The organism is Streptomyces sp. NPDC019890 (assembly GCF_044903445.1).
GTDB lineage: Bacteria > Actinomycetota > Actinomycetes > Streptomycetales > Streptomycetaceae > Streptomyces.
The window spans coordinates 62258-80341 of record NZ_JBJDQK010000001.1; the positions used below are offsets into that span (position 1 = coordinate 62258).

Here is an 18084-nt window from a genome sequence, read left to right on the forward strand (position 1 = left end):
ACGCCGCCTCCTCACACCGCACCGGTTCTCGATTACGCGGGCCCCGATCCTCACGACCGGCACTGGAAGGCCGCTTGATCGGAGCTGGAGCGAGAGGGAGCGGTGGTGCCGGGTGCGGCGTCAGCCGGTGAGCTCGCTGTCACTGCCCAGGCGAACGGGGCCGCTCCATACCTCCATGGCTTCCTCACCTCGGAGGACTGCCTGATGAAGCCGCTGAATCCGGGGAGAGGGCTCAAGTCCCAGTTCCTCGACCAGGGTTTCCCGAAGGCGCTTGTAGGCGATCAGCGCATCGGAGGAACGGCCGTCCGCGCAGTAGGCGAGCATCTGGAGCGCCCGCAGACTCTCGTGGAGTGGATGGCGTTCGCACAACGCGCACAGCTCGCCGAGCACTTCGCGATGACGGCCGAGCCGCAGATCGGCGCCGATACGCCGCTCCAGGGCTCCGAGCCGGCTCTCCTTCAGCCGGGTCACCTCGATGCCGAGGTGCCGGCCATGGGGTACGTCGGCCAGTGCGGGCCCGCGCCACAGCTCCAGGGCCGCGGTCAGATGTCCCGATGCCGCGGCCATGTCGCCGACCTCGAAGGCGGTGTGGCCCGCTCCGGTGAGCCGGTCGAACTCCAGGGCGTCGATGTCGACCGGGTCCGCGTCGAGCAGATAGCCGCCGTGCCGTGTCACCAGCACGTTCTTGTCCCAGACGCCGGTGGTCTCGGGGATCGCGGAGCGCAGTCTGCGGCGGAGCTGCAGGATGTACGTCTGCAGCGTCGTCGGGGCGCTGCGCGGCGGTCCCGCGCCCCAGAGCTCCTCCATGAGGACCGGTACGGGCACGATGTGTTGCGCGTTCAGGGCGAGCAGGGCGAGGATCTGCCGCGGCTTGGAGGCACTTGGAAGTACGGACACTCCCGCGGCCTCGCCGCGGAGAGTTCCCAGCACTTCGACGCTTACGGTGCGCCCCCGGTTCGGCATGGCCTTTTCCTTACCCCGTCGGACAACCCCTCGTCGGCGAAGGGCTGTTTCCGGGAGAGTCCCACGCAGCACAGGGGCAGGAACAGTGAGCTGCTCACAAGCCGTGTATGGAGATCACCTGGATCGGGCCTATGAAATCTTCACATCCAGGGTGATGACGTCTCCACTGTTCGGTTCCAGTCACCCGACATCACACTGCTCTCGTATGCGCAGCCGAACATCCGCACGGGAAACACTCGCCCGGCACCTTTCAGATCACGATGGGAGCACGATGATGTCTGGTTACGCGTCCAGCGGAACCGCAGTTCAGGAAGCCTGCGCCAGCTCTGTCGAGCATGATTGGCGCTTCGCCGAACTGGTCGCACGGAGCTTTCTGCAGCCGGAGCTGGCCCTGCGGTACGCGCTGGAACCGCGCAATGTTCTCGCCGAATTCGGCATTGCTACCGACTCGTCGACGGCGATCCCGGCGCTGGCGCCGGATGTCGCACCGACAGTAACGATTGTTCGACTCGATCAGCAGGCCGCGCCGGTCTGCCCCGCGGGCTCTGGCTGGTGCTACGCCCCTGAACCCACTCCCTCGGTCCGCGAGGACTCCGCGCGCCGGACCGTCCGGGCCAACATCCGATGACTTCCCCGCTGCCCCGGCTGGGGTTCAAGAGGCATCTGACCCCGGCCGTGGTGGCCGGAGACGCGACCTATCTCGTCTCCGAGATGGGTGTCACCGCGGTCGAGAGCGAGTCCATGGAGCACTTGGCCCCGCTGCTCGACGGCAGCCGGGATCTGCCGACCCTGGTCCGGGATGTCGCAGGAGTTCTCTCGCCCGCGCAGCTCGGCTGCTTGTTGGGGCAGCTGGCCCAGGCAGGCCTGGTCGGCGAATTCGCCCCGCCTGCACACCAGGACTCCCAGAACGCCGCTGCGGACGCGTTCTGGGAGTCCGCGGGCCTGGAGAGCGCACGGGCGCGAGCCGGGCTCGCCGCCGGACGAGTCTCGCTGATCGACCTGGCATCAGCTGATCACCAAGAGGTTCAGAACGCCTTCCATGCCGCCGGCGTCACGGTCAGCACGTCACCGGGGCAGGAGCTCACGGTCGTGCTCTGCGACGACTACCTTGAAGCTCAACTGGCGGATGTCGAGCGCGCGCAGCGCCGTAGCGGGGGACCCTGGCTGCTGGCCAAACCCCATGGCGTCGAGCCGTGGATCGGCCCGGTGCTCACACCGGGCTCCGGTCCCTGCTGGACCTGCATGGCCCACCGGCTGCGTCAGCACCGCCAGCCGGAGCAGTACATCGGCAGCGCTCTCGGAGTAACGGCACCGCTCGCCCCCCGGGTGGCCACCCCGGCGAGCCGCACTCTCGCACTTCAGCTCATCGCGCTGGAGACGGCCAAGTGGCTGGCCGGGTACCGGTGCGAGAAGCAGTCGTCCATCTGGACCCTCAACACGGTGCAGAGTCTGAGCAGGCACCACCCTGTCGAGCGCCGTCCCCAGTGCCCCGAGTGCGGAGATCCGCAGTTGGTCAGCTCTCGCGTTCGCAAGGCCCTCAGCCTGACCCGGCGCCCCAAGGCCACTCTGACGGGCGGGGGGCACCGCGCTCTGACGCCCCGCCAGGTCCTGGACCGCTACCAGCACCTGGTGGGCGACGTCGCGGGCGTGGTTCACCGGCTGCAGCGGTCTCCTGATTCTCCCGACTTCCTCAACGCCTACCTCTCGGGCTCCAATCCGGCCGTCGCCGGCCACGGGCTGGCAGCCATCCGTTACGGGATCCGCAGCCAGAGCGGGGGCAAGGGAGTCACGGAACTGGACGCGAAGGTAGGTGCGCTCTGCGAGGCCCTGGAGCGATATTCAGCCACTTTTCACGGCGACGAACCCCGCACCAAGGCAAGCTACGAAGAGCTCGGGGACGGCGCGATCCATCCGAACCAGTGCCAGCTGTACCACGACCAGCAGTACGCGGTGCGGCACGAGTGGAACACCATCCACCCTCCCTTCCAGTACGTCTGCGATCCGTTCGACGAGAAGGCGGTGGTCGACTGGACACCCGTGTGGTCGGTCACGCACAACCGGCACCGCATGCTGCCCACGGCCATGCTCTACTTCGCCACACCGCAGTCGCCCGGACCGGTATTCGCCCGGGCCGACTCCAACGGCAATGCCGCCGGCAGCAGCCTGGAAGACGCCGTACTGCAGGGCTTCCTCGAGCTCGTGGAGCGGGACGCGGTCGCCCTGTGGTGGTACAACCGCACCCGGCAGCCGGCTGTCTCCCTCGACTCCTTCGCCGACCCCTGGATCGACGAAATGCGTAGCCGGTACGCCGAGTTGCACCGCGAACTGTGGGTCCTGGACCTCACATCCGACCTGCGGATACCGGCGATGGCGGCGGTCTCGCGGCGCACCGACCAGCCGGAGGAAGAGATCATGTTCGGCTTCGGCTGCCACTTCGATCCCGGCATCGCGCTGCGACGGGCGCTCACCGAAATGAACCAGTTCCTCCCCGGCCTGCTCAACACGAGCTTCCTCGCCGAAGATCCGGTCCTCGCCGACTGGTGCACGCGCCGGACGCTGGCCAATCAGCCCTACTTGGCCCCCGACCCGGCTGCTTCCGTCCGGTCCCGCGCCCAGTTCGCCTACACGCCACGCGGGGATCTGCTGGACGACATACACGCCGTGGAGGAGCTCGTCCGATCCCGGGGGATGGAGCTCCTGGTGCTCGATCAGACCCAGCCGGACATTGGCATCCCCGTGGTGAAAGTGATCGTTCCGGGACTTCGCCACTTCTGGGCGCGCTTCGCCCCCGGGCGACTCTACGACGTGCCCGTGCGGCTCGGGCGTCTGCCCGGGCCCATCCCCTATGAGAAGTTGAACCCCATTCACGTGTTTGTCTAGTAATGACATTCTGCGTGCCACGCGACACCTCTACGCTCGGCCGCACATCCAGTGGTCCAGCGGGGGAGCGCATGGTGAGTGTGGACCGAAGCAAGGAGAGAGTTCTGCCCGTCGAACCGCCCAGCGGTGAAACTGAGTCACTTCCCTTCGCCGTCGATGTGGCTATGGCGCCGAGGATCGCGCTCGTTCTGTTCAGCATGGCCACGTTCGGCATGCTGGGCTCGGCGACCCTGCATCTGCTGCTGACCGATCAGGGTCTGTGGCAGATCATCGTCGGTGGCGGGGCGCTCGCTGTCGTGTTCGCTGCTCAATTCGTGCGCTCCACGCAGGGAGGTATGCGCCTGAGGAGGCGCAGTCAGTACTGGCTGCTTGTCATCCAGGCCGTGTGCGTCTACATCCCTATGGTGCTGCTCGGCGAGGCATGGATTGGACTGCCGGGGTTCCTCGCCGCATCCCTGCTGCTGACTTTCCGTCCGCCCTGGTCATGGCTGAGCGCCGGCCTCGTATGGGTATCCGTGGTCATCGGGACAGCCTCGTTCGGCATGAAACCCCTGGATATCGCGTACTACGGCGTGTCGATCGCCACAACCTCGATCGTCGTCTACGGGCTCACGCTTCTTACTGAGATGGTGACCCAACTACGAAGCGCACAACGGGAGATCGCCCGTCTTGCTGTGGAGAGGGAGCGGCTGCGGTTTGCACGCGATCTGCACGATCTGCTGGGGTACAGCCTGTCGGCGATCACATTGCGCAGCGAGCTCACCCTGCGTCTGATCGACCAGCATCCGTCGAGGGCAAAGGATGAACTTTCGACGGTGCTGGAGATCTCCCGACAGGCGCTCGCCGACACCCGGGCCGTCGCCCGCAGCTACCGGCACATGTCCTTCCCCGCCGAACTCGAGTCGGCCCGCTCGGTGTTCGATGCCGCCGGCATCGACATCGAGGTCGAGTCCACACTGACGACTCTGCCCGATCAGGCGGGTACCGTACTCGCGACCGTGCTGCGGGAGGGAATCACGAACATCCTCCGCCACAGCTCGGTACGACGGTGTCGTATCACCGCGCGTGAGACAGCGGAACGAGCGGCGGTGCTGCATGTCGTCAACGACGGCGTCGACCGGAATGCCGAGCAGCCGAACCCATATGAGGGCAGCGGGATCGGGAATCTGTCTGCGCGGGTCTCGGCGCTTGGCGGCGGGCTGTCGGCGGGGGTGCGAGCCGACGGCTGCTTCCATCTGCTCGCCCGAGTACCTCTGGAGGCAGGAGGGGACGACCGGGACCGTCCTGTGCAGCCGCTTCGTGTCGTGCCGGGCTTGGCGGAAAGCCCGTCCGAGGACGGTACACGCAGCGCCGTCTGAATGCTTTTCAGGGGGGCAGGGCGCTCAGAGCCAGCCCTGCTCCCGCGCGATGCGGATCGCGTCGACCCGGTTGCGCGCCCCCAGTTTGGTGACCACCGTCGTCAGATAGTTCCGCACGGTCCCCACGGTCAGATAGAGCCGTCCCGCGATGTCCGGTGCCTCCGCCCCGTCCGCGGCCATCCGCAGCACCTCGGTCTCCCGGGCGGTGAGCGGATTGTCCCGGGCCGCCCACGCGTCGAGCGCCAGCTGCGGGTCGATCACCCGCTCCCCCACGGACACCCGTCTTATCGCGTCCGCGAGTTGGCTCGGTGGCGCGTCCTTGAGGATGAACCCGGAGACCTGGGCCTCCAGCGCCCGGCGCAGATTGCCGGGACGGCCGAGGCCGGTCAGGATCAGGGTCCGGCACGACGGGTGCTTCGCATGCACCTCGGCGGCGGCGGACAGACCGTCCATGCCCGGTAAGTCGATGTCGAGCACCGCGACATGAGGATCGTGCTGGAGCACAGCGGGCACAATGTCCCGGCCCGCACCGACTTCCGCCACTATCTGGATGTCGGGCTCGAGATTGAGCAGAGCAACCAATGCTCCCCGAACCATGTGCATGTCCTCGGCGAGGACCACTCTGATCATGTGCGATGGTTCACGCAGCACTCGGCCTCCCCCAGCCTGCCGTCAGCGAAGGCCGACAATACCTCCCCGACCCGTTCTGAACACCAGCTCGAGCACATCCCGAGTCCCAGGTCGGACGGTGTGGTCATGCCTCAGGACTCCGCCGTGCGCAGCTATCCGCCTCCTCGCCGCTCGGCGACCGACATCCCCGATGAGTATGCGCAGCTGCGCAGTGAAGCTCCGGCGGCCGACACCGTGATGCCCAGTGGTGACGGAGCGTATCTGTTCAGCCGGTACGACGATGTACGTACCGTGCTCTCCGACGCCCGGTGCAGCAGAGCGGCCACGGTGCTTCCCGAGTCGCCCAAGCTCACGGCCGTCCCGTTCGACGCGGGCGGCCTGTTCACCATGGACCCGCCCGAGCACACCCGGCTGCGCTCACTGGTCTCGAGTGCCTTCACGGCGCGCCGTGTTGACCTGCTGCGACCGCGCGTCCAGGAGCTGGCGGACGGGCTGCTGGAGCAGCTGGCCGAGCAGGGCGGGCCGGTCGACTTCAACGAGGCCTTCGCCTTTCCGTATCCCGTCGCCGTGATCTGTGAGTTGCTGGGTGTGCCCTTCGAGGACCGCGAGCTCTTCCGGGGCTGGTCGGACGCGATCCTGTCACTCACCGCGCACACCCCCGAGCAGATGCTGGAGCACAAGCTGGCGCTCGTCGCGTATCTCCAGCAGCTTGTCGAGGAGAAGCGCCGACGGCCGGGCGACGATCTGCTGAGCGCGCTCGTTCTCGTACGGGACGAGGACGGGCCGCTGACCGAGCACGAGTTGATCACCATGGCGATGACACTGCTGATCGCCGGGCACGAGACGACGGTGGGAGTGCTCGGCGCCTCGGTGTTCACGCTGCTGCGGCACGACGGTGGCATGGGCCTGGTGCCCGAGGCACCGGAGGCGCTCGCCACGCTCGTGGAGGAACTGCTGCGGATCAACCCCATGGGGGACGGCGGTCCGCTCCGGGTCACCACGGCCGAGATCGAAGTGGCGGGCAGGACGGTGCCGGCGGGCAGCGCGGTGATCGGAGCGATCTGCTCCGCCAACCGGGACGAGCACCGCTTCCCCGATGCGGACCGCTTCGACCCGGGCCGCCGCGGCGCCCCTCATCTGGCCTTCGGGCACGGTCCGCACTACTGCCTGGGCGCGCCGCTGGCGCGGGCCGAGCTGCAGATCGCACTGTCCTCGCTGGCCCGCCGCCTCCCCGGACTGCGGCTCGATGTGCCGGTGGACGAGATACGGATGCACACCGGGCTGCTGGTCAACCGGCTCGAGTCGCTGCCGGTGAACTGGGGCTGAGGTGGCGGGAGTTCACTACCGGGTGCCGTCGGGCCTGCGCGGCCCGTACCCGAAGGCGCGGTCGACCCCGATGTGGCCGAGCCAGCCGAGCCCGGCGACCGCGGTGCGCCGGCTGTGCGTGAGAGCCGCGAGGGTGAGCAGTGCGGCGGGTACGACGGGCGAATGCAGGACGTTGTAGGGGCGTACGGCGTAACGCGGCAGGCGCTCGAACGTGGGGGCGGCCTCGATGCCGTAGAGCAGGGCGATGTCGGGGAGCACGGCGGTCGTCCACAGCACCCGGCTGCGCCCGCCGCCGATCCGCGCGCCCGCGACGAGCGCGGCGACACCGACGAGGCCGCTGAGGGTGCGGCCCGCGGGGGCGCGGTAGCTCCAGCCGGAACCCCCGCGCCTCAATCGCCGGCGGGGCTGAATTTCAGCCCGTCCGGCGATTGAGGACACGTCCGAAGGGCGTACTGGGGGTCCCCCCACGCCCGCAGGGCGTAGGGGGAGGGTGCGGGGAAAGGTCCCGCTACTGGCGTCGTTCATACAGCCAGCCGTCCTCTCCCGCTCAGCAGGCGCTGCGCCCCGCCCACCGCCCCCAGGAGCGCACGGCGCACCGGACCCGCACCCACCGCACGCAGTGCGGCGCGCAGCAACGCGACCCGCACCCGGGCAAGCTCCGCCGGTGCGCCGTGTTCGTCGTCGAGCAGCAGCACCTCCCGCCGGGCCGTGCGCTCCCGCAGTAGCGCCGCCGTCTCGGTGAGCGGCACGATGTCGTCCCGCAGCGCCGCCGCGTACGTCACCGGGATATCGAGGCGCCCCAACTCGGTCTCGGTCAGGGCCCATGGGCGTACCGCATCGAAGACGCCCCCCGGCTTGCAGCCGATCAGATGCGCCAGCGTGTGCACCGTCGTGTCCGGAACGCCGCGCTGCCAGTCGCGGTCCAGGAAGAAGTGGCGCAGCGGTGCGCCCACCGTGGCGACCCCGCGCACGCGCTCGTCGACGAGGGCCGCGCGCAGTGCCAGGTGGCCGCCGAAGCTCAGCGCGACGGCGCAGGTTCGCCGGACATCCGCCCGGTCCGAGACCGTGTCGAGCAGGACGCTGAGCATGCGATGGCTGTCTGCCCGGTACGGCAGTGTGTTCTCGCCGACGCCGGGCATCTCGGTGACCGCCAGGGCCACACCGAGCGCGTCGGCACGGGCCAGGATCGGGCCCCACTGCTCCTTGACGCTGACGATGCCGCCCATGACGACGATCAGCGGACGCGGCTCGGTCTTCGACAGTCCGGCCGTCCAGCAGGCGAACCTGCCTTCGGGCAGGCAGATGTCGATACGGTCGAGACCGGCCCGGCCCCGCCGCCACCGGTCGAAGGACTGGACGCACAGCAGTTGCGCGCGACGGCGTACGACATCGTCGGCCGCGGCGTACGGGAAGCGGGCGAGTCCGTAGTGGCGGCAGGCCTCCAGCTGTCTGCCGCGGCCCGCCAGCAGGTCACCCGCGCGGCTCCAGACGGCGGGCCAGGAGTCGTGGCCCGCGCCGTGCGCTGTGGTCACACCGGCGAGCAGCTCGCGGCAGTGGGCGGGGGCGAGTCCCTGCGCGCGGGCGTGCAGCAGCACATAGCGCCGCAGCTCGGCCAGTTCGGGTCCCGGCAGCGTGTCGGTCATGTCCGCTGCTCCGTCCTGGCGGGCGCGGCGGCGGGCCCGGGTCGCTGACCGGGGAAGTAGGCGGGGGCCAGCATCCGGCGCTGCAGCGCGGGGCTGGCGTTCAGGGCGCGGTAGACGGTCCGCCGCAGCGCGGCCGCCGGGGGTGCGCTGAGGCTGAACATCCGCTCCTGGCGCAGCTGCAGTCCCCGGGAGCGCCGCACCGCGGGTTCCCTCTCCTGCTGGAAGGCGGCCACCGCGGCGCCGAGCGCCGCCTGGCGTCCGCTGCGGGGGGCTTCGAGTGCGCCGGCGAGCAGCGGGGCGAGGGCGACCGCGTCCGCCAGGGCGTGGTTGACGCCCTGCCCGAGGATCGGCGAGAGGGTGTGCGCGGCGTCGCCGATGAGCACGACTCCGGGCGCCGACCAGCGTCGTACATCGGTGGTGAAGATGTCCAGGAGATGAGTGTCGGACCAGCCGAGAATGGCCTCGGCCGCCTCCTGCTCCAGTTCCGGGGCAAGTTCGGCGAGCCGTGCGTGGAGCTGCCCGATGCCGCCCGAACGCAGCTCGCGCAGGCCGCCCTTGGGGATGTTGAGGCCGACCCGCAGGGTGCCGTCGGTGCTGGGCAGGAACAGCCCGTGCCGGCCCGCGCTGATCCGCACCCGGTAGGCACGCCGGTCCCAGGCCGCCGGGAACGGCAGCTTCAGCCAGATCACATCCCGCTCCAGCGGGGTGCGTTCCGCACTGTGGTCGAGTCCCGCGAGGCGGCGTACGGAGCTGTAGCGGCCGTCCGCTCCGACGGTCACATCGGCTCGTATCTCCTCGGTCCCGTCGGCCGTCTTGGCGCGCACCCCGCGGACCGCGCCGCCCTCCACCAGCAGCCCGATCGCGGAGGCCGGTTCGAGCACGGTGCAACAGCCTCGTTCGTCGGCCGCCCGGGCCAGTGCGGACAGCAGCACCGGCTGCGCCAGCTCCACCGGAAAGCGGTAGGCGTACGGGAAGGTCTCGAAGCGTACGTCGAGCACCCGCGACCCCCCGTCGGCGATCTCGAGCCGGTGCACCTCATGGGTGTGCTCGCGCACCCGCTCCAGCACATCGAGCCCGGCGAGCAGCCGTACCCCGTCCGGCGACACCGACTCGCCGCGGAACGCACGCCCGCCGCCCGCGCGCTGCTCCAGCAGCACCACTTGGCGGCCCAGGCGCACCAGCGCGAGGGCGAGCGCGCGGCCGCCGGGACCGCCGCCCACCACACAGACCTCTGTCCTGATCGTCATGGCTGCGTCTCGTCCTGTCCGGTGGCCACCAACGCCGCCATCAGTCCGGCGTCGAGCATGGTGGAGGCTGCGGTGTCACTGGTGTCGCCGAAGCCCGCGTCGAACAGTGCGACGCTGACCGTGTACCGGCGGTCCACCAGGCAGGTGTGGAAGGTCCATTCGTCGCCGGTGCCGCGCGATCCGTCCGGCCGAAGGACCTGCACCTTGCGCTCCTGCGGCCCGAAGCCGAACTCGGTGAAGCGGAACCGCATGCCCTGCCCGATCGCCTTGCTGTACGCCTCCTTGAGCGTCCAGAGCCGTACCAGCGCGCCGTTGCGGCGCTCGTCGGCAATCTGTGCGAGGGCCTCGCGCTCGTGCGGCGTACACACCTGGTTCTCGGTGCCGAGTCCGAGCATCGGCCGGTCCTTGAGTTCGGCGTCGACCCCGATCCAGCCCCGCCGGGTCAGCCCGACGAGAAGCAGCGTCTCGGTGTGGCTGAGGCTGATGTCGATCTGGTCGAGGCCGCGCAGATACGGGCGTCCGCCCGGTTTGTAGGCGAGCTCGACGGACTGCGGCGACGCCTCGATGACCGCGCAGGCGACATGCTTGAGCAGCAGCCTGGACGCCACGAAGCGGGACCGGATCTGATAGTGCGTCATGGCGGCGAAGCGCGCGTAGTCGCGGCCGAGCAGCGGGCGCAGCTCCGGCGCGTCCAGGTCGGCGGGCAGCCAGTCGTCGAGCTGGGCGTGCACGACCACGCTGCCGTACTCCCGTACCGCGTCACGGACTTGCTCCCAGGGGCCCTCGGGGCCGGTCACCCGCACGGGCCGTGCGAATCCCTGCTCCGTCGCGGGGTTCGCCACGGGTCCCGGAAAGATCACCATGCCAGCCCTCCAGCCGCTTCACCACTCCATCGAGTACGTCTGCCGCGGCAGCTCCGTCGAGCACTCTGTGATCGAAGGTCAGCCCCAGACGCATGACCGGCGCCGCCGCGATGCGGCCGCCACGCACCACGGCACGGTCGGCCACCCGTCCCGCGCAGAAGGTGACCGCCGTGCCGCCGTAGGAGTGAAATACATCGACAGCGCGGTGCCCGAGCGAGCTCACCGCGAAGGTCCCGAGCCGCTGGGCCCTGGCGCCCGGAGTGCGTACTCCGAGCCGGAAGGCCAACTCCCCGACGGGCGGCGGCAGCTGGTTGAGCAGCCGCACCGCCGCGGCGCCCGGTAGGTCGTGCGGGTCGCTCTCGCGGCACAGGTCCACCAAATCCTGGATCTCCGTAAGGGTGGCCACGTCCATGCGCGGCAGTACGGCGGTGAGTGCCACGCGCTCGCCGCTCTCGGTCGTGCGGTCGAGTGCGAGCTTGGCCGCCACGTCCGGCAGCGGCGCGGTGCGCGGCCACAGCACGCCGCGCGCCATCGCGCAGGCCTCGGGGTGCCGGGCGACGATCCGCCCGGCGGCGTACAGCAGATAGCTCACGACCGAGTACCGTCGGCCTGCTGCGCGCTCGGCGCTCCGGTGCTCCTCGACACGGGTCATGTCGACGTCGGCGCCGAGATGGACGGGGGTCGCTGCCCGCGCCCACTTCAGGAAGTGGCGCGTATGGCGTCTGACCCGGTCCCGGGAGAGGCTCATGCGCTCACCGCTGCCGTCCAGATCTCGCCGAGGCTTCGCGCCTGCAGCATCTCGGCTACCGCTATCGGCCTGCCCAGCTCCCGTTCGAGCAGGGCGACCAGGCGCAGCAGATGGACCGAGTCCCAGCAGGCGAGTTCGGCCAGATCGCGTCCGGCGTCCTCGGGTCCCAGGTCGGTGCCCAGATGTTCGTTGGCCAGCGAGATCAGATCGACGACGGTGTGCATGACTCCACCTCCTGGGCCGTGGTGTCGGCCAGTCGAAGCCGCAGCCGCACATGGGTCGGCACGGGCGGCAGTTGCTCCAGGTCGTGCCGGTAGCAGATCTCGCCATCGGTCTCGACAATGGTCTCGAAGCCGTGCGCCGGGTAGTACGCGCGCTGGGCCTCGTTGGCAGCGGTCTGCCGCCACCGTGCGTGTACGGCGGGCAGGGCGGCGGCGCGCGCGGCGTCCAGCAGCCCGGCCAGAACGGCGTCCTCGATGCCGCGGCCCAGTACCCGGCAGCTGACGACCATGTTCTCCAGCCGCAGTCCCGCGCCGTCCCGGCGGGCGAACACCGCGCCGACCACGCCGTCGTCGCCGAAGCGGTCGGCCGCGCGTACCGCGAGGACCAGCGCGTCCGGGTCCTGTGCGAGGCTCCGGATCCGGGTGCTCGTCAGCCGCGCTCCGGTGAGGTTGAACCGGTTGGTGCGCAGGCTCAACTGGGCGATCCTGGCGGTCTCATGGCTGCCCGCGGGGCCGACGTCGACCTCGATGCCGAGGCCGTGCAGGAAGCTCCGGTAGTCCTTCGCCTGTGCGCGCCGCCGGTCGCGCTGTTCGCGTTCCCGGTAGCGCGCGGCCCGCCCGCGGTCCTCCTCGGTGACGGAGGGAACATCGAACCAGCCGTCGGCCAGCAGGTGTTCGGCGTGCCGGGCCGGCTCGTCGTCCAGGGGTACGACGGCTGCTCCCGGCACCCCGGCCCGTACGGCCTCGCGCTCGAAGGCACTGTCGTCGGCGAAGACGACGGCGGATGCCGGGATGCCGAGGCCGGCCGCGATCTTGTGGATCCCTTCGGCCTTGGATCCCCAGTCGGCGACGACGGCGACGAAGTCGTCGCTGCTCAGCGGCCAGTCGGGGTGGGCGGCGAGGGCACGGGCCACCGGTCCAGGATCGTTTTTGCTGCACACGGCGAGCAGTACGCCCTGCGAGGCGAGCTGCTCGATCGTCCGCCTGAAGAGGCCGTACGCGCCCGCGCGCAGCGAGTCCGCCCCGCGCACCCGCTCCGGTCCGTCCTCGGCGAGGACGCCGTCCCACAGCGTGCCGTCGAGGTCGAGGACGAGACATTTCTTGGCGTCGCCACGCAGTGCTCTGGCGAGGTGCCCGGCCTCATGGGCGTATCCGGCCAACAGCTCGGCAGTGCAGTGGGCGTCGGCGTACGCGCCCAGGCGCGGATCGTCGGCGCGCACTCCCGCGGCGGTCAGCGGCTCCAGGTCGAGTACGGCCACTCCCGCCGCCGGATCGGACATCCGCAGCAGATCCGCGTTGAACTCCCGCCAGATCGCGCCCAGTTCGGCGCGCTGCGCGAGTCCGGTCAGCTGATGGGTGAAGCGCCGCAGCAGCGGGACTGTGTTCAGTACGAGGGTCGAGGCGTCGGGCGCGTGCGCCGCATGGGTGGCGGCGAGCTCGGCCAGCAGCAGCCGCTGTCGTTCGGCTTCGAGTGCCACCTCGTACGGCTGCCAGGGCGGCCGCACCCGGTCCCAGACCGTCAGCGGGTCCAGGACGCACAGCGTGAGGTCGGGCCGGTGCGCATACAGCTCGGAAGCCGGGTCGGCGAGGTCCTGGACATAGCCGCCGCTGCCCGCCGCGTAGGGGATCAGCAGCAGTCCGTGCCGGGCGAGTTCGGCGGTGAGCGCGGGCAGGAGTCCTGCGGTGCTGGAGCGCCCGGTCACCGCCATACGAACGGTGGGTGTCGAGGGGTGGGCGGCCAGCACATCCACGGGGTCGAGACGGGCGAGCAGCCGTCCCGCATGGTCGAGCGCGTCGCCGTCGAGCCGGGCGAGGAGTGCGGGGACGGCCGGGTATGCGCCGGCGAGCCGGCCCGCCGCATGCAGCGCCCGTAGCTCCTGCCGCGCCTCCTCCTGCTGTGCTTCGCCTCGCGCGCTCATTCCGTCGCCTCCACTGCGAAGCCGGCCTTGATCCACTTGCTCGACTCGATCGCGATGCCGACGGCGCGGCCCGCCGCCCCCAGCCGCGGCAGCAGCCGCTCCAACTGGAAGAAGACCAGCGCGTTTCCGTTGTTTCCGGTGTCCGCGACACAGGAGACCTCCTCCCACTCGAGTCCCTGCCGCAGACCCCTCGTGATGCGCTCGGTCATCCGGCCGCCGAGTTGGGGCGGCAGGACGTGACCGAGCGATCCGGCAGGCCAGCCCAGCCTGTCGAGCAGGGTGTCGAGCACCTCCTGGGCCATCACGGGGACCTGGGCCTCGACGGCCTTGTAGTCCTCCGTCACGGCGGGCAGCCCGCTGTGGCGGTCGGCAAGACCGAACCACTCGACCCGCTGTCCCGGCGCGCGGCCGAGTCCGCCGAGCCAGTGCTCGGCCCTGGCCAGCACGGCCCGGGCGGCGCCCGGCCGGCGGGTGAGTGCGGCGGCTCCCGCGCCGTCGCCGAAGAGCACATAGTTGACCAGCTGCGACGGCGGCAGCTCCCGGAAGTCCTGGCGCAGGTCGAGGTGCTTGCTGCAGACGTCGCCGCCGATCACCAGGCCCACCGGACGCTCGCCGCGTGCTCCGCCCGCGAGCAGCGTCGAGGCGAGCGCCAGCGCCTGTACGGCTCCGGAGCAGCCGGACTGGAGCTGGTACACGGGCACGCCGTCGATGCCTAGCCGGTCGGCCACCAGCGCGGCCGTGGTCGGCATCAGCGCGTCGGGGGTCGCGGTTGCCACGACGACGAAGGCCACGTCGTCGGGATCCGCTCCCGCGTCCGCGAGCGCCCGGTCGGCGGCGTCGGTGCACAGGTCCTCCAGCGTCCAGCGGACGTTGCCGCCGTCGAGGTCTCGTGCGAAGTACCGGGTTCTGGTGCCGATGAACGTCTCGACCCACTCGGGCGCGATGCCGAGCCGCCGGGACAGGTTGACGTTGTCGACGGGCTCACCCGGCAGGGCGGTGCCGACCCCGGCCAGCCCGATGGGCCCGCCGCGGCCCGCCGGCCAGGTCATGGGGCCACCGCCGCGTCGAGCTGCTCGCTCAGATAGCCGATCAGGGACTCGACGCTGACCAGGCTGGAGAGCATCTCCGGCATGGACAGTTCGCCGACCTCCGGAAAGCGCACCTCCAGCCGGTACTTGAGCTCCATGAGCATCACGGAGTCGAAGCCGAGGTCGTCGTAGAAGCGCAGGGTGTCGTCGAGTTCGTCGTGGCGGCCGCCGCGAACCTTGACGACGGCCTCGCGCACTCCCTGGCGCACCCGGTCGGGGTCGGGCGCGGCAGCCGGTACTCCGGGCAACTGCGGCGCGGCGGCAGCGCCGCCTGGCGCCTGGTGCCAGGAGCGCCACTGGGTGGAAAAGGCATGTGCGGGCATGCGCACGGCCCGTTTCTCTGCGTCGGGGTAGAAGGTGTCCCAGGCCGGGTCGAGTCCGTCCTGGTGCAGCCGGGCGAGGAGTTCGCCGACCTCCCGCGGCCCGGAGCCCTCGCCCCGGCAGACGCCGAGGGCGGGGATGTCGCGGGCCGGGCCGATCCGCCGCAGCAGATTGCTGAGCACCGGTTTGGGGCCGATCTCGACGACATGGGTGGGCGGCCGCTCGCTCAGCGAGGTGACGGCGTCCTCGAACCGTACGGTCGCCGAGATGTGCTCCGTCCAGTAGGCGGCGTCCAGTTCCTCGCCGGGGGCCAGGAGCCGGCCCCGTACGGTCGAGTGGAAGGGCAGCCGGGGCCGTCCGCCGGGGATGCGGGACGCGACCCGCTCGAAGCGGCCCAGCATGGGTGCCATCAGCGGGGAGTGGAAGGCGTGCGAGACCTTGAGCGGGGTGCAGGCGAGGCCGCGCTCCTCAAGACGGGCGCGGACGCGGCCGAGGGCGTCGAGGTCGCCGGAGAGCACGGTGGCGCCGGGCCCGTTGAGTGCGCCGATGCCGACGGTGGGTTCGTCCGCGACGACAGCGGCGGCCTCCGCGGGGCGCGCCCTGGTCGCCAGCATGCCCCCACCTTCCGGCAGTTGCTGCATAAAGGCGCCGCGTACGGCGACGAGCCTGGCCGCGTCCGCCAGGTCCAGTGCTTCGGCTACGACGGCTGCGGCGAACTCGCCGATGCTGTGCCCGATGACGGCGGCGGGCCGCACCCCGAGCTCCATCAGCGTGCGGGCGAGTGCGTACTGCACGGCGAAGAGTGCGGGCTGGGTGGTGCCGGTCCGGTGCACGACGGGGTCCCCGGCGAGGATCACCTCGTGCACCGGGGTCACGGTGTAGGGCTGGAGTGCCTTGGACGCCTCTTCCAGGAAGGTGCGGTAGACGGCCGAGCCCTCGTACAGTCCGGCCGTCATCCGCGGGTACTGGGAGCCCTGTCCGGTGAACGCGAAGGCCAGCGCGGGCTCTTCGGCCGCCGCCGGATATTCGGTCTCCAGCTCCGCTCCGGCGAACAGCCGGGATGCGAGCTCTTCGGTGCTGTCGGCGACGGTGGCGAAGCGGTACGGCAGCACGGCCCGGGACCGGTTGCTGGTCCAGCACAGCCGGGCGAGATCGTCACTGGTGCGGCCGGCGACGTCCACGGCCTGAAGTCGCAGATTGCGGCGCAGGGCCGTGGGGGTGTCGGCGGACAGCGTGAACACCCCCGCGCGCGGGCCCGCTGCGGCGGACGCCTCGGTCACCGGGGCGGTTTCGAGAACCACATGGGCGTTGGTGCCGCCCATGCCGAAGCTGGAGACGCCCGCCCGGCATCCCTCGGTGGGCAGTTCGAGCGGCTCGGTGATCAGTGCCATGGAACGGCGGGCGAGACCGAGCCGAGGGTTCTCCTCGCCGTACGAAGGGCTGCCGGGCACGACACCGTGGCGCAGCGCCAGTACGGTCTTGATCAGTCCTGCCATTCCGGCCGCGCCCTCGGTGTGGCCGATCGCGCCCTTGACCGCGCCGATCGCGAGCGGCCACTCCCGTACGCCTTGCGGGTCGCTGAACACGTCGCCGAGCGAGAGGACTTCGATCTGGTCGCCCAGCGGGGTGCCGGTGCCATGTGCCTCGACGAAGCGGATGTGCTGGGGGGCGACCTGGGCCCGACGGCACGCGGTGGCGATCACCTCGCGCTGGGAGGCGCGGTGCGGGGCCATGATGCCGTTGCTGCGGCCGTCCTGGTTGACGGCGCTGCCGAGGATCACCGCGTGGACGGGGTCACCGTCGCGTACCGCGTCGTCGAGCAGCCGCAGAGCCACCACACCGACTCCCTCACCGCGGCCGATGCCGTCCGCGGCCGCCGAGAAGGGCTTGCACCGGCCGTCGGGCGCGGCGAGTCCGGCCTGGGCGTAGATCTCGTCGAGCACCGAACCGGCCACGATGTTGACGCCCCCGGCGAGCGCGAGGTCGCACTCCCCCGCGCGCAGGGCGGTGCACGCCAGATGCACGGCGACCAGGGAGGAGGAGCACGCCGTGTCCACGGTGAGGCTCGGGCCGCGCAGATCGAGCTGGTAGGCGATGCGGTTGGCGAGCATGGAGCGGCCGCTGCCGGTGCCGGTGCGCGGAGTGATCCCCTCGGGCGCGGCGAGGCTGAGTCGCAGCCAGTCGTCGGACATGGAGCCGACGAAGGTGCCCACCGAGCCGCCCGCGAGCCGGGTCGGTGACAATCCGGCGTCCTCGACGGCCCGCCAGGAACATTCGAGGAGCAGCCGCTGCTGCGGGTCCATCGCACTCGCCTCGGCCGTGGGGATGCCGAAGAAGGAGCGGTCGAAGGCGTCGGCGTCGGCCAGGAAGCCGCCGGGCACGTCATAGGGGCCGCGTGAGGCGGGGCGTTCGCCGATCGCGACGGCCCGGCTCATCAACAGCCGCCAGTACGCGTCCGGCCCTGGCGCGCCGGGGAATCTGCAGTCCAGACCCACCACCGCGACCGGGTGCCGGGACGGGCCCGATGGACGGCCCATGGTCATACCTCCCGATGCTCGCCGCCGGCCTTGGTGAACTCCTCGGCGAGGTGGTGGGCGAGATCGTCGGCCGTGGGGTGGTCCCAGGCGACGGTCGGTTCCAGGAAGAGCCCGAACTCCTCCTCGATGTCTCCGTAGAGGCTGAGCGCCGCCACCGAGTCCAGCCCGTACTCCGCGAACGGAGTGTGTGCGCCGATCTCGTCGGCGGAGCGCTGGAGATACTCGCTGAGCCGGTTGATCAGCCAGTGCCGGAAGTCCCGTTCGTCGAACTCGGCCACAGGCTTGGTCGACCAGGGACCCGGGGCGTCTGGCCCGGTGGAATGCAGCACCATCTGATGCT

Annotated in this window: 16 protein-coding genes; 4 read left to right on the plus strand and 12 right to left on the minus strand. The window is 70.7% G+C overall.

Annotated elements, in window-relative coordinates; genetic code table 11:
- Positions 1 to 120: 120 nt before the first annotated feature.
- Complete coding sequence (locus ACI2LP_RS00300) at positions 121 to 963, minus strand: BTAD domain-containing putative transcriptional regulator (RefSeq protein WP_404722283.1); 843 nt, start codon at positions 961 to 963, stop codon at positions 121 to 123.
- A 205-nt stretch (positions 964 to 1168) separates the two neighbouring features.
- Here ACI2LP_RS00300 and ACI2LP_RS00305 point away from each other — a divergent pair, with 205 nt between their 5' ends.
- The 3 genes from ACI2LP_RS00305 (at position 1169) to ACI2LP_RS00315 (ending at position 5201) form a co-directional block, all read left to right on the plus strand.
- Entirely contained in the window at positions 1169 to 1591 is a 423-nt protein-coding gene (locus tag ACI2LP_RS00305; protein ID WP_404722284.1) for a hypothetical protein, read from the plus strand.
- A complete protein-coding gene (locus ACI2LP_RS00310) occupies positions 1588 to 3843 on the plus strand; it encodes a TOMM precursor leader peptide-binding protein (protein WP_404722285.1) in 2256 nt (751 codons plus the stop codon). The genes ACI2LP_RS00305 and ACI2LP_RS00310 overlap by 4 nt, the downstream gene beginning before the upstream one ends.
- A 71-nt stretch (positions 3844 to 3914) precedes the next feature.
- Positions 3915 to 5201: a sensor histidine kinase gene (locus ACI2LP_RS00315; protein ID WP_404722286.1), complete on the plus strand. Its 1287-nt coding sequence runs from the start codon at positions 3915 to 3917 to the stop codon at positions 5199 to 5201.
- 24 nt (positions 5202 to 5225) lie between these two features.
- On the opposite strand, the gene ACI2LP_RS00320 is transcribed toward ACI2LP_RS00315, so the two are convergent.
- Entirely contained in the window at positions 5226 to 5831 is a 606-nt protein-coding gene (locus tag ACI2LP_RS00320) for a DNA-binding response regulator (protein ID WP_404722287.1), read from the minus strand.
- A 126-nt stretch (positions 5832 to 5957) separates the two neighbouring features.
- On the opposite strand from ACI2LP_RS00320, the gene ACI2LP_RS00325 reads away from it, so the two are divergent.
- On the plus strand, positions 5958 to 7157 hold the full coding sequence (locus ACI2LP_RS00325; protein WP_404722288.1) for a cytochrome P450: 1200 nt from the start codon (positions 5958 to 5960) through the stop codon (positions 7155 to 7157).
- A 15-nt stretch (positions 7158 to 7172) separates the two neighbouring features.
- Here ACI2LP_RS00325 and ACI2LP_RS00330 read toward each other — a convergent pair whose 3' ends face one another.
- The 10 genes from ACI2LP_RS00330 to ACI2LP_RS00375 all read right to left on the minus strand — a co-directional run bounded on the left by ACI2LP_RS00330 (position 7173) and on the right by ACI2LP_RS00375 (position 18076).
- A complete protein-coding gene (locus ACI2LP_RS00330) occupies positions 7173 to 7550 on the minus strand; it encodes a DUF4260 family protein (RefSeq protein ID WP_404722289.1) in 378 nt (125 codons plus the stop codon).
- Between the two features lie 128 nt (positions 7551 to 7678).
- Positions 7679 to 8800 (minus strand): alpha/beta hydrolase, encoded by a 1122-nt coding sequence (locus ACI2LP_RS00335; RefSeq protein ID WP_404722290.1) that lies wholly within the window; start codon positions 8798 to 8800, stop codon positions 7679 to 7681.
- Positions 8797 to 10047: an FAD-dependent oxidoreductase gene (locus ACI2LP_RS00340; RefSeq protein WP_404722291.1), complete on the minus strand. Its 1251-nt coding sequence runs from the start codon at positions 10045 to 10047 to the stop codon at positions 8797 to 8799. Before ACI2LP_RS00340 ends, ACI2LP_RS00335 begins: the two co-directional genes overlap by 4 nt.
- Positions 10044 to 10910 carry a 4'-phosphopantetheinyl transferase family protein gene (locus ACI2LP_RS00345; protein ID WP_404722292.1) on the minus strand — a complete coding sequence of 289 codons (867 nt, stop codon included), beginning with the start codon at positions 10908 to 10910 and terminating at the stop codon, positions 10044 to 10046. Before ACI2LP_RS00345 ends, ACI2LP_RS00340 begins: the two co-directional genes overlap by 4 nt.
- Positions 10807 to 11658 carry a 2-oxo acid dehydrogenase subunit E2 gene (locus tag ACI2LP_RS00350; RefSeq protein WP_404722293.1) on the minus strand — a complete coding sequence of 284 codons (852 nt, stop codon included), beginning with the start codon at positions 11656 to 11658 and terminating at the stop codon, positions 10807 to 10809. The genes ACI2LP_RS00345 and ACI2LP_RS00350 overlap by 104 nt, the downstream gene beginning before the upstream one ends.
- The gene (locus tag ACI2LP_RS00355) at positions 11655 to 11882 is read right to left on the minus strand and encodes a phosphopantetheine-binding protein (protein WP_404722294.1); all 228 of its coding nucleotides are present in this window, start codon (positions 11880 to 11882) and stop codon (positions 11655 to 11657) included. The genes ACI2LP_RS00350 and ACI2LP_RS00355 overlap by 4 nt, the downstream gene beginning before the upstream one ends.
- Complete coding sequence (locus ACI2LP_RS00360; protein ID WP_404722295.1) at positions 11861 to 13798, minus strand: HAD-IIIC family phosphatase; 1938 nt, start codon at positions 13796 to 13798, stop codon at positions 11861 to 11863. Before ACI2LP_RS00360 ends, ACI2LP_RS00355 begins: the two co-directional genes overlap by 22 nt.
- Entirely contained in the window at positions 13795 to 14847 is a 1053-nt protein-coding gene (locus ACI2LP_RS00365) for a 3-oxoacyl-ACP synthase (protein WP_404722296.1), read from the minus strand. The genes ACI2LP_RS00360 and ACI2LP_RS00365 overlap by 4 nt, the downstream gene beginning before the upstream one ends.
- Positions 14844 to 17744 (minus strand): beta-ketoacyl synthase N-terminal-like domain-containing protein, encoded by a 2901-nt coding sequence (locus ACI2LP_RS00370; protein WP_404722297.1) that lies wholly within the window; start codon positions 17742 to 17744, stop codon positions 14844 to 14846. The genes ACI2LP_RS00365 and ACI2LP_RS00370 overlap by 4 nt, the downstream gene beginning before the upstream one ends.
- A 2-nt stretch (positions 17745 to 17746) precedes the next feature.
- On the minus strand, positions 17747 to 18076 hold the full coding sequence (locus ACI2LP_RS00375; RefSeq protein ID WP_404722298.1) for an acyl carrier protein: 330 nt from the start codon (positions 18074 to 18076) through the stop codon (positions 17747 to 17749).
- Positions 18077 to 18084 lie beyond the last annotated feature (8 nt).

Excerpts from the sequence above, each read along its gene's own strand:
- ACI2LP_RS00300 (WP_404722283.1), bottom strand. The coding sequence starts at position 963 with ATGCCGAACCGGGGGCGCACCGTAAGCGTCGAAGTGCTGGGAACTCTC.
- ACI2LP_RS00305 (WP_404722284.1), top strand. The coding sequence starts at position 1,169 with ATGCGCAGCCGAACATCCGCACGGGAAACACTCGCCCGGCACCTTTCA.
- ACI2LP_RS00310 (WP_404722285.1), top strand. The coding sequence starts at position 1,588 with ATGACTTCCCCGCTGCCCCGGCTGGGGTTCAAGAGGCATCTGACCCCG.
- ACI2LP_RS00315 (WP_404722286.1), top strand. The coding sequence starts at position 3,915 with ATGGTGAGTGTGGACCGAAGCAAGGAGAGAGTTCTGCCCGTCGAACCG.
- ACI2LP_RS00320 (WP_404722287.1), bottom strand. The coding sequence starts at position 5,831 with ATGATCAGAGTGGTCCTCGCCGAGGACATGCACATGGTTCGGGGAGCA.
- ACI2LP_RS00325 (WP_404722288.1), top strand. The coding sequence starts at position 5,958 with ATGCCTCAGGACTCCGCCGTGCGCAGCTATCCGCCTCCTCGCCGCTCG.
- ACI2LP_RS00335 (WP_404722290.1), bottom strand. The coding sequence starts at position 8,800 with ATGACCGACACGCTGCCGGGACCCGAACTGGCCGAGCTGCGGCGCTAT.
- ACI2LP_RS00340 (WP_404722291.1), bottom strand. The coding sequence starts at position 10,047 with ATGACGATCAGGACAGAGGTCTGTGTGGTGGGCGGCGGTCCCGGCGGC.
- ACI2LP_RS00345 (WP_404722292.1), bottom strand. The coding sequence starts at position 10,910 with ATGGTGATCTTTCCGGGACCCGTGGCGAACCCCGCGACGGAGCAGGGA.
- ACI2LP_RS00350 (WP_404722293.1), bottom strand. The coding sequence starts at position 11,658 with ATGAGCCTCTCCCGGGACCGGGTCAGACGCCATACGCGCCACTTCCTG.
- ACI2LP_RS00355 (WP_404722294.1), bottom strand. The coding sequence starts at position 11,882 with ATGCACACCGTCGTCGATCTGATCTCGCTGGCCAACGAACATCTGGGC.
- ACI2LP_RS00360 (WP_404722295.1), bottom strand. The coding sequence starts at position 13,798 with ATGAGCGCGCGAGGCGAAGCACAGCAGGAGGAGGCGCGGCAGGAGCTA.
- ACI2LP_RS00365 (WP_404722296.1), bottom strand. The coding sequence starts at position 14,847 with ATGACCTGGCCGGCGGGCCGCGGCGGGCCCATCGGGCTGGCCGGGGTC.
- ACI2LP_RS00370 (WP_404722297.1), bottom strand. The coding sequence starts at position 17,744 with ATGGGCCGTCCATCGGGCCCGTCCCGGCACCCGGTCGCGGTGGTGGGT.
- ACI2LP_RS00375 (WP_404722298.1), bottom strand. The coding sequence starts at position 18,076 with ATGGTGCTGCATTCCACCGGGCCAGACGCCCCGGGTCCCTGGTCGACC.